Origin of the sequence: Methylobacterium ajmalii, from assembly GCF_016613415.1 — a bacterium.
Taxonomy (GTDB): domain Bacteria; phylum Pseudomonadota; class Alphaproteobacteria; order Rhizobiales; family Beijerinckiaceae; genus Methylobacterium; species Methylobacterium ajmalii.
Genome location: NZ_JACWCT010000180.1, coordinates 34,877 through 44,314 on the forward strand (window position 1 = coordinate 34,877; position 9,438 = coordinate 44,314).

At 64.3% G+C, this 9,438-nt stretch carries 8 protein-coding genes; 6 read left to right on the top strand and 2 right to left on the bottom strand.

Translation table 11 applies throughout. From position 1 onward, the window contains the following. Positions 1 to 4: 4 nt before the first annotated feature. The 5 genes from HPY23_RS30995 (at position 5) to HPY23_RS31015 (ending at position 5,852) form a co-directional block, all read left to right on the top strand. A complete protein-coding gene (locus HPY23_RS30995; protein ID WP_200601969.1) occupies positions 5 to 559 on the top strand; it encodes a sarcosine oxidase subunit gamma in 555 nt (184 codons plus the stop codon). Positions 560 to 1,492: 933 nt separating this feature from the next. Then, a complete protein-coding gene (locus HPY23_RS31000; protein WP_200601975.1) occupies positions 1,493 to 2,539 on the top strand; it encodes an ABC transporter substrate-binding protein in 1,047 nt (348 codons plus the stop codon). 98 nt (positions 2,540 to 2,637) lie between these two features. Then, on the top strand, positions 2,638 to 3,777 hold the full coding sequence (locus HPY23_RS31005) for an ABC transporter ATP-binding protein (protein WP_200601970.1): 1,140 nt from the start codon (positions 2,638 to 2,640) through the stop codon (positions 3,775 to 3,777). Positions 3,778 to 3,781: 4 nt separating this feature from the next. Then, the gene (locus tag HPY23_RS33725; RefSeq protein WP_200601978.1) at positions 3,782 to 5,020 is read left to right on the top strand and encodes an ABC transporter permease; all 1,239 of its coding nucleotides are present in this window, start codon (positions 3,782 to 3,784) and stop codon (positions 5,018 to 5,020) included. Between the two features lie 13 nt (positions 5,021 to 5,033). Next, the gene (locus HPY23_RS31015) at positions 5,034 to 5,852 is read left to right on the top strand and encodes an ABC transporter permease (RefSeq protein WP_200601976.1); all 819 of its coding nucleotides are present in this window, start codon (positions 5,034 to 5,036) and stop codon (positions 5,850 to 5,852) included. A 141-nt stretch (positions 5,853 to 5,993) separates the two neighbouring features. Here the strand turns inward: HPY23_RS31015 and HPY23_RS31020 are convergent, their stop codons facing one another. Both HPY23_RS31020 and HPY23_RS31025 read right to left on the bottom strand, forming a co-directional pair. Next, a complete protein-coding gene (locus HPY23_RS31020; RefSeq protein ID WP_200601971.1) occupies positions 5,994 to 6,869 on the bottom strand; it encodes a LysR substrate-binding domain-containing protein in 876 nt (291 codons plus the stop codon). Positions 6,870 to 6,913: 44 nt separating this feature from the next. Further along, entirely contained in the window at positions 6,914 to 8,149 is a 1,236-nt protein-coding gene (locus HPY23_RS31025; RefSeq protein WP_200601972.1) for a M24 family metallopeptidase, read from the bottom strand. 181 nt (positions 8,150 to 8,330) lie between these two features. Here HPY23_RS31025 and speB point away from each other — a divergent pair, with 181 nt between their 5' ends. Continuing rightward, a complete protein-coding gene (speB, locus tag HPY23_RS31030; protein ID WP_200601973.1) occupies positions 8,331 to 9,326 on the top strand; it encodes an agmatinase in 996 nt (331 codons plus the stop codon). Positions 9,327 to 9,438: the final 112 nt, after the last annotated feature.

Here is a 9,438-nt window from a genome sequence, read left to right on the forward strand (position 1 = left end):
GACCATGATCCAGGAATGTAAGACCCTGCAGGGCACGGCGATCCCCGGCATACCGGGCCGCCTCGCGGTGACGCTGGCACCGGACTGCGCCCGCCTCGTCCTGCGGCTGAGACCGGAGGGCCGCGCGGCGGCCGGAACGGCCCTCGGCCTCACGCTGCCCGACAGGTTCGGCGAGGTCGACGAGTCCGGCGAGCGTCTCGCGATCTGCCTGGGACCCGACGAATGGTTCGTGCTGTTGCCCGAGTGCGAGGCGGCGGCCGCGGACGAGCGCATGGCGGCAACGGCGACGAGCCCGTTCAGCCTCGTCGACGTCAGCCACCGCGAGGTGGGGATCGCGGTGTGCGGCCCGGCCGCGACGCTCGCTCTCTCGTCCTTCTGTGCCTTCGATCTCGAGTCGATGCCGGCAGGCTCCGCAACCCGTACCATCCTCGACAGGGCGCCAGCCGTGCTCGTCAAGCACGACGCGGAGCGATACCGCATCGAGGTGTGGCAATCCTTCGCCGACCACGTCTGGAGCCTGCTCGCGGCCGTCTCGCGCGAGATCGCGCTCGACATCTGACGGAGGGGATCTCCGGGCGCTTCAGCACGGAGATCCCGTAAAGAACCGGCACGTCGTCTCGAGCGTCGTGGCTCATCGCACCGCGGAGGCGATCCCGTCGGGATCGCCGGCGGCGACCGGAACTCGTGCGACGGCAACGGCCGAGGATGGTGACGCATTCGAGCGTCAAATCGAGCGTAAAAGAGATTATAATTTTTCAGATTGCGTAATTCGACTCCAATTATCGGCGCAGATGACGGTTTTTATGGATTTTTATTATAACATTTAATTATTGCGGAAGCCTCGATCATGTATCAGAGCCTGTTTGATTGGGATGAATTCAATCGAATACTCCGTCGTCATCCCGGGTTCTCGTCTTCGACGAGCCCCGGGATGACGTCGAGTGGTGTCGGTGGGTATGCCGGGTTCATCGACGCAGTCGATCAAACAGACTCTCAAATTTCTATTGGCAGGGTTGGATCAATCTGCCTGATGCAGGCACGTTCGCTGCACGGATCGATCCCGATCGTCCGCCGATGTCGCTCGAACGCTGTTCATCGTGGTTTCCGCTGCCAAAGGCGCGATCCTGCTCTGCGGCAAGCCCCTGTCGAGCCCGATTGAAAGGCGTCCGGTCGCCGGCATCGGCATCGCCCGCACGACGCCCCGTGCCACGCATGTGCGGCAGAAACCCGAGGGAGCGCCCTCCCTCACACAACAGGCGATTGCCCGATTGGCAGAGTGAGCATCTTTCCACGGCAATGACGGCATTCGCCCAAACAAGCGGCGGAACATGCGCGCTTCACAGCATATTGCAAAAAATGGCGGCATCATATGGTGCCCTGATCGAGGCATAATGCCTTCTGATTTCCCGTTCTGAAACGCCCAACTTACGATTTTTGCCAACGCCCGGCTCACGATCTCACCCATATCGGCTCGACGAGAGGAATTTCGATGATGTTTCGCCAGCGTCTCCTGGTTGCCTCGTTTCTGAGCGGCATGAGCGTCGTTGCGGGCACGGCCGCTCGCGCCGAGACCACGCTCTCTCTGATGAGCTTCGGCGGCGCCTATCAAGAGGCTCAGCGGAAAGCGGTCTTCGAATCTTATACCGCGAAGACCGGCACCAAGATCATCGAGCAGGAATACGGCGGCGAGATCGCCAAGATCAAGGCGATGGTCGATACCGGCAATACGACGCTCGACGTCATCGACGTCGACGCGCCGACCGCGTCTCAAGGCTGCGACGAGGGTCTGTTCGAAACTATCGACTGGAGCAGGATCGGTGACCGGTCCAACTGGATCAAGGGCACGGCGACCGACTGCGCCGTCGGCACCATCGTCTATGCGACAATCGTGGCGTACGATGCCGCCAAGATGAAGAACGGTCCGACCAAGATGGCGGATCTGTTCGACACGGCCAGATTTCCTGGCAAGCGCGGATTGTTCAAGAGCCCCTACGGTAACATGGAATTCGCGCTGCTGGCTGACGGCGTCCCGGTCGGCGATGTCTACAAGGTCCTCGGCACGCCGGAAGGGATCGACCGCGCCTTCAAGAAACTCGGCACGATCAAGAAGGATGTCGTGTGGTGGGATGCGGGCGCCCAGGCACCGCAGCTCCTCGCTTCAGGAGAGGTGGTGATGACCACGGCCTGGAACGGCCGCATCTACAACGCCAACAAGGAGGGCAGGCAGTTTAAGATCGTATGGGATCACGAGATGCTCGACTCGAACCTGTGGGTCATCCCCAAGGGCGCCAAGAATCCCCAGGCATCCTATGATTTCATCAAGTTTTATGTGCAGCCAGAGATCCTTTCAAAAGTATCGAAATACATTCCATACGGTCCGGTGACGCAATCAGCAGTTGCAGACGTCGCGCCGGACATTGCCGAAAACCTGCCGACGACGCCCAAGAACATGACCAACAGCTTCACGCTCGACGTGAACTTCTGGGCCGATCACGCGGACGAGATCCGCAAGCGCTTTACGACCTGGCTGGCGCAGTAAGGCGAGCGTTTCGCGTCCACCGGCCTCGGTTTTAACGACATCCTGCCCTGTCTGGAGCAGAACTTGACCATCCGCTCCAGCCTTTTCGGGAGAAAGCCATGAGTGCCGTCGCATCTGCGTCCTTCCGCGTGCGGGTCGGGGATGCCGACGCCATCATGGACGCCACATCCTTCGTGCGCTTCGAGGGCGTACGCAAATCCTACGACGGCAAGCAGTTCGTCGTCGACGACCTGAACCTGGCGGTCCGCAAGGGGGAATTTCTCACCATGCTCGGGCCCTCGGGATCCGGCAAGACCACCTCGCTGATGATGCTGGGCGGCTTCGAGGCGCCGACCTTCGGACATATCTTCCTGGACGACGAGCCGGTGGAGCGCCTGCCGCCCGAAAAGCGCAACATCGGCTTCGTCTTCCAGAACTATGCCTTGTTTCCCCACATGACAGTGGCCGAGAACGTCGCCTTCCCGCTGCGCTACCGCGGCATCAAGGGCCGGGCCGCCGCGGGCAGGATCGCCAAGGCTCTCGCCATGGTGCATCTCGGTCACCTCGGCGAACGCAAGCCGAGCCAGCTCTCGGGCGGGCAGCAGCAGCGTGTGGCGTTGGCCCGTGCGCTGGTCTTCGACCCGACGCTGGTGCTGATGGACGAGCCGCTCGGTGCACTCGACAAGCAGTTGCGTGAGCACATGCAGGTGGAGATCAAGCAGCTTCAACGCATGCTCGGCATCACCATGGTCTATGTCACGCATGACCAGGGCGAGGCACTGACGATGTCGGACCGCATCGCGGTCTTCAACGACGGCCGGATCCAGCAACTCGCGACGCCGGAAGTGCTCTACGAGCAGCCCGCCAACCGCTTCGTGGCCGGCTTCATCGGGGAGAACAATCTAATCCCCGCACACGTGACGCGGATCGAGAACGGCACGGCCGTCATGGCGCTCGGCGATGGCACGATCCTGCGGGCCCCTGCCGCCACGGCGACGCGCTCCTCCGGCGCCTCGACGCTCGCGATACGCCCGGAACGCTTCTTCGTCGATACCGGGGACACGCCGGAGACCAACCGGCTGAGCGGTACCGTCAGCGAGTTGTTCTATCTCGGTGACCATCTCCGCATCGCCGTCGATGTCGGGGCCGAGAAGCCGATCGTGGCGCGCATTCCGGCGCTCCAGCGGCTCCCGCTCGCCTGCGGCGATACGATCGCGTTGCGGTGCCACGTTCACGATTGCCGTCTGCTCGAGGCTTGAGACCGTGACGCCCGACCTTCCCACGCGGTCGCAGCCGGCCGGCCTCGACCGCGCCGTCCGGAAAGCCAACCGCCCGGCCAGCCGCGCCTCGTTCTCGCTGGCGATCCCGCTGCTGCTGTTCCTGCTCGTCACCTTCGTGGTGCCGATCGTCTCGCTCTTCGCGAAGGCCGTCGACAATCCCGAGACCCGCTCGGTGCTGCCCGCGACGGTCGCGGCGCTGGATGCGTGGCCGGGCGCAGGGGCGCCGGACGAAGCCGTCTTCGCGGCCTTCGCCCGGGATCTCGCGCGTGCGGCCAGCGGGCGCACGGCGGCCGGACTCGGTAAGCGGCTCAACTACGAGATCCCCGGGATGCGCAGCCGGGTCATAACGGCCGCGCGAAGCGCGGGGGTGGTGCAAGCGCCCTTCAAGGCGGCCTTCATCAAGCTCGACCCCGTCTGGGGCGATCCGATCGTCTGGGCGACGATCAAGCGCGACGGCCGCCGCCTCACGCCCTCCTATCTTCTCGCCGCCGCCGATCTGCGACAGACGGCCGATGGCGCCATCGTCCCGGCACCGGCGGACCAGCGCATCTTCCTCGGCATCCTGGGCCGAACGCTCTTCATCGCCGGGCTCGTCACGGTGCTGACGCTCGTCCTCGGTTATCCGGTCGCCTACGCGCTGGCCTTGGCACCGCCGCTGCTCGCATCCGTGATGATGCTGTGCATCCTGCTCCCGCTATGGACATCGCTGCTGGTGCGCACCACGGCCTGGGTGGTGCTGCTGCAGACCAATGGTGTCGTCAACGACGTGATCCTGGCGCTCGGCCTCAGCAGCGAGCGGCTGCAACTGATCTTCACGCGCTTCGGCACGGTGGCGGCCATGACGCATATCCAGCTGCCCTTCACGATCCTGCCGATCGCCAGCGTCATGCGCACGATCCCGGCCGCCCATATGCGGGCCGCCCGATCGCTCGGCGCTCCACCGGCGGCCGCCTTCTGGCAGGTCTACGCACCGCAGACCCTACCGGGCGTCATGGCCGGCGGGCTCATCACCTTCATTCTCTCGCTCGGCTACTACATCACTCCGGCGCTCGTCGGCGGCCCGAACGACCAGATGATCTCCAACTTCATCTCGATCTACATCAACAGCGAACTCAACTGGGGGCTCGCGAGCGCGCTCGGGGTCGTGCTGCTCGTCGTCACCCTCGGAATCTACGGCGTCTTCCTGCGTGTGGTCGGCGCCGACAAGCTCAGGCTCGGGTGACGTCATGCCAGAGATGGGACTTCCGCATTACGCCGGCACGCGCGAACGCGTGACGCGCTTCGCGCTCATTGCCGGCGTCACCTTGGTGCTCGCGTTCCTGGTGGCGCCGCTGTTCATCGTCGTGCCGTTGTCCTTCAACAACGACCCGTTTTTCTCATTCCCGATCCACACCTATTCGCTGCGCTGGTTCCGCGATTTCTTCAGTAATACGCGCTGGATCGCGGCGCTGGAGAACAGCGTCGTCACGGCCGTGTTCACGACCGTGATCGCCAGCACGCTCGGGACCATGGCGGCGCTCGGCCTCGCCCGGCCGAACTTCCCCTGTCGCCGCGCCGTGATGGCCCTGCTGATCTCGCCGATGATCGTGCCTATCGTAATCGTGGCGGTGGGGGATTATCTGCTGTTCGGCTTCTTCGGTCTCACCAACACCCGGACCGGACTGGTGCTGGCCCATACGGCGCTGGCCGCCCCCTTCGTGGTCATCACCGTGTCGGCGACATTGTCGACCTACGACCCCGTGCTGACCCGCGCGGCGCGCTCGCTCGGCGCGTCCCCGCTCGCCGCCTTCCGGCGCGTGACATTGCCGGTGATCCTGCCGGGCGTCGTCGCCGGCGCGGTCTTCGCCTTTGCGACGTCGTTCGACGAAGTCGTCGTGGCCTTGTTCATGACCAGCGCCGAACAGCGGACCCTGCCTGTGCAGATGTTCTCGGGGATCCGGGACCAGATCAACCCGACCATCATGGCGGCGGCAACCCTGCTGCTGGCCCTGTCCACCGCCCTGTTCGTCACCGTCGCCTGGCTCAGCGCGCGGGCGCGTCGGGTAAAAACGTAATGGTATTCCGGATCCGGACGATCACGTCCGGATCTGGTCTCACGAGCCCGCGCGGCGGAGCCCGCGGCTCCGCACGCCTGCGAAGGACGGCAGCGCGGCGCGATGGGGACAGCCCACAGCGGGTGCGGAGCCATCCATGGCTCAGGCCGCCCTGGTGCAGTCGACGAGCATATCGGCGAAACGCGCGGCGAGGCTCTGTGCCACGACGGAGCGGTTCCGGCCCTCGGCGAGATAAATGCCCAGCACGATGTCCGCCAGCCGCGGCAGGCCGGTTTCGTCGCCGAGCGCATGAAGCGTGCGCGGCAGCACGCGGCCGGCGATGGCCGTGACACCGAAACCCGAATTGACCGCCGCCTCAATGCCGGACTGGCTCGGCGTGGCATAGACGATCTCGAAGGACCGCCCCTCGCGCTGCAAGGCCGAGAGCATGGCGCGACGATAGAGACAGCCTTCGGGATAGCAGACGAGGCGAACGGGCTCGCCCTCTGGGATGGCCGGTCGCTGAAAGGCACCGGCCCAGGTGAGGCTCTCCCGCCACGTCATGAAGGCGCCCTCGGCCGGACCATCCGGCGTCATGGCCACCACCATGTCGTATCGCCCGTCGCGCAGGCCCTTCAGCAGATCGATCGAAAGATCGCACGTGACGTCGAAGGTGACGCCCAGACCTTCGGCCGCGAGCCCGGATAGGAGGCGCGGCAGGAAGTGATCCGCATAATCGTTGGTGATGCCAAGGCGCAGCTTGCCGCGCGTGTCACGCTTGGCGAGGCGCAGCATCATATCGTCGTTGAGCGCCAGGATCTGCCGGGCATAGCCGGCGACGATTTCACCGGCCTCGGTCAGATCGCTGACGGCTCCTTCCTTCGCGAAGAGGGGCTGCCCGACCAGATCCTGCAACTTCTTCATCTGCAAGCTGATCGCCGGCTGTGTCCGCCCGAGCCGCTCCCCGGCACGCGTGAAGCCTTTCAGGTCGATCACCGTCACGAATGCACGGAGCAGGTCGGTAGGAATACTGCGCATTGATGAGCGGCCCCTCGTGTCCGGAGCCGCCGTCTTTGCAAGATTCAGGCCGGGACGATGTTGTGTTCCGGTCCGAACGGGAAGCCGGTGATGTTCTCGGCCCCGGTCTCGGTGAGCACCAGGATGTCGTGCTCCCGATATCCGCCGGCGCCCGGCATCCCTTCGGGGATCGTCAACATCGGCTCCATGGAGACGACCATGCCGGGCTTGAGCACCGTATGCACGTCCTCGCGCAATTCGACACCGGCCTCGCGCCCATAATAGTGCGACAGGACGCCGAACGAATGGCCGTAGCCGAAGGAGCGATAGCCGAGCAGGCCTTCCGATCGGTAGATCTCGTTCAGTTCTGCCGCAATATCGCCGCACCTTGCGCCGGGGCGAAGAATGTCCAGGCCGCGGCGATGCACCTTGACGTTCACCTCCCAGATCCGCCGGCTCGCCTCGTCGCAATGGTCGAGGAACAGGGTCCGTTCGAGCGCCGTATAATAGCCGGCGATCATCGGGAAGCAGTTGAGCGAGAGAATGTCGCCCCGGCGCAGGCGGCGCGACGTGACCGGGTTGTGGGCACCGTCCGTGTTGATGCCGGACTGGAACCACACCCAGGTGTCCATCAGCTCGGCATAGGGGAAGGTTTCGGCGATGTGCCGGACCATCGCCTGCGTCCCGGCCAGAGCCACTTCATGCTCGCCGACGCCCTCGCGGATGGCGTCCCGGATCGCCGCACCGCCGAGGTCGGCCGTCCGGGCCCCGGCCTTGATGAGGGCGATCTCCTCCTCCGACTTGATCGTGCGCATCCACATCGTGGCCTGCCCGATATTGACGAGTTCGACCCCGGGCAGCGCATCCTGCAACTGTCGGAACAGATCGACCGACACGTGATCGAACTCGATGCCGATGCGTCGGGCGCCCTGCAATTCACCCTGCAGGGCGTAGAAGAAGTTGTCCTTGCGCCAATCCGTATAGGTGATGTTATCCCCGAAAGTGCGGCGCCAAGGCTGTCCGGCGTCGATCCCGGCCGAGATCGACGTGGCACGATGCGCCGATACTACGAAGGCGTAGCGTCGGCCGAAGGAACAATACAAAAAGTCCGAAAAATAATTGATATTATGATAGGAAGTTAGCAGCGCCGCATCGAGCCTCAGGTCGGCGAGGCTATGACGGAGCCCGTCCTGGCGCCGGCTCATCTCTGCAGCACTGAAGGTCGGCGTGACCTTGGCGCCATTATGCATGCGCTGCAGACGCAGAAGTTCGTTCTGGCCGCTGGCAAGGGGCTCGGTCATCGGCATTCCTCGTGGTGATCGGGCGCTGAAAGCGGACGCCCTTCAGGTCTTCGTGTTGTTAAGCAGCAGACCCTTTGCCGATGAAATGAAAAGCCGAAATCGGCGCATCAGCACTTCTCATGCCGGCGCGGTTCCGAGGCGCTTACACTTGCCGAAGTACCCTCGGACGGAGGTTCCCGGCATGGCACGGCACGGTTACGAAGGCGGGCGGCTCGACCTGCCCTTCGTCGGCATTTCGACCTTTGGAAAGCGTCCCTATCAGCCTGACTGGAGCGCCATCGCGGCCGATGTCGCCATTCTCGGCGCACCTTACGATTTCGGCACGCAGTGGCGGTCGGGCGCGCGGTTCGGACCCCGCGCGATCCGCGAGGCGTCGACGCTGTTCTCCTTCGGCCACGCGGGCGCCTACGACCACGAGGACGACGCGACGTACCTTGAAGACGTCGACATCGTCGACATCGGCGATGCGGACATCATCCACACCGATACGCTGCGGAGCCACGACAACATCGAGGCGGGCGTTCGCGCGATCCTCGCGGCCGGTGCACTGCCCGTCATCCTCGGCGGCGACCATTCGGTGACGATCCCCTGCATCAAGGCCTTCGAGGGACACGAGCCGATCCACGTGGTGCAGATCGACGCGCATCTCGACTTCGTGGACGAGCGGCATGGTGTTCGCTTCGGCCATGGCAGCCCGATGCGACGCGCGGCCGAAAGGCCCTGGGTGTCGGGGATGACGCAGGTCGGCATCCGCAACGTCTCCTCGACCGCAAAGGAAGGGTATGAGGCCGCACGCGCGCTGGGATCGGACATCCTGTCGGTGCGGCAGGCTCGGGCACTCGGTACCGCTGCCCTCGCGGACCGCGTGCCCGCCGGCATGCCGCTCTACATCACGATCGACATCGACGGCTTCGATCCCTCGATCGCACCGGGCACAGGCACGCCGAGTCACGGCGGCTTCCTCTACTATGAGGTGTTGGAATTCCTTGACGCTTTAATCAAGCGCAACCCGGTCGTCGGGATCGATCTGGTCGAGGTGGCTCCCGACTATGATCGAAGCGGCACGACGGCGATCCTGGCAGCGCAGCTTCTGCTTAATCTAATCGGACGGGTACTGTTTCGCCGAGTCGATGGCCATCATTCCAGGGTGGACCAGTCTGAGAGTCATACCTTCTAAGGTGTGTCCGCCGTCAGCGCCCGTGAGACAGAGTGAGGCCCTTCACGAACGGAGGATGACTGGTTCATCGTAGCCCCCAAGGAGCGAAGATGAAGCAGACATCCGGGCCGGC